Here is a 924-nt window from a genome sequence, read left to right as displayed (position 1 = left end):
GTACAACGACACCTAGACCACGTATCGATTTTGCCTTTCATTGTGTTCACAACTTCGCGAACTTCATCCAGGCTCTGGCCCTTCTGAATAGCTTGTGGCAACACAACATTAAAATCTTTTTCCAGATCTTCTACCAGTCCGGCATCCAGTGAAATCAATTCACCTTCGACACCTTCAAACAGGTTCAGATAGGTATCGTGCACAATGTTGACAGCTTCTTTATCTAGCTGCTCAGCATATTTGGCAACAACGCGATCCAGACGACCTTTGATCGCTTGAAGTGCTTCCAGAGAATTCGTTGGGTTGGCTTCAGTCGTGGCGACTTTGTCAGTCAGGCCTTTGTCTTGGTATTGAGCCGCTAATTTTACTGCACCTAGGGCTTGCCATAAAGATTGTTCGAGGAAACGTTGTTGAATACGGATGTCTTCAATCGACTCTTGTTCTTCCAAGGCATCCTTCACACCGTATAAACCCTGCCAAATAGAAGCGTAAACAGGAACATAATTGGTTTCGATAGCGGAATGGAATTTCACCTCTTCCCAGTATTCAACGAGTAATTCAGGTTTGGCTTCTTCTACACCACCTTTCTGATAGCGGCTAATCATTTCTTCGACTTTTGTATTCAGCCACTTCACTTCTTTTGAGTAATTATCGAGGTTGTCAGATAAATGATTGACGTGTTCACCGATTGGGCCGTTAGCGAAAGTAACAGGGGCTGTAAATAAGGCAGCAGCGCCTAACAACGCTATAAGATGTTGGCGTTTGAACCAATTAATCGTCATCGTTTGTATCTCCTGGAGTTGCGATGGGTTTTTGATTTAAGGTTATTTTTGATAATGATACTTATTTCTATTACCAGGGTAAACTAACTATTGTCTGGATGTTAGCTCAAACGGTGTGAGTTTTTTGCAAACTTGGCATTGT

The 924-nt window shown here is 42.6% G+C and carries 1 protein-coding gene; it reads right to left on the bottom strand.

From position 1 onward, the window contains the following. Positions 1 to 782, bottom strand: a 782-nt coding sequence (locus tag B4K20_RS16415) for a hypothetical protein (RefSeq protein WP_289283742.1), incomplete at its 3' end; no start/stop codon positions are given. Positions 783 to 924: the final 142 nt, after the last annotated feature.

It is taken from the genome of Methylophaga sp. UBA5088 (assembly GCF_002414625.1).
GTDB lineage: Bacteria > Pseudomonadota > Gammaproteobacteria > Nitrosococcales > Methylophagaceae > Methylophaga > Methylophaga marina.
This window is presented reverse-complemented; position numbering and strand designations above follow the sequence as displayed.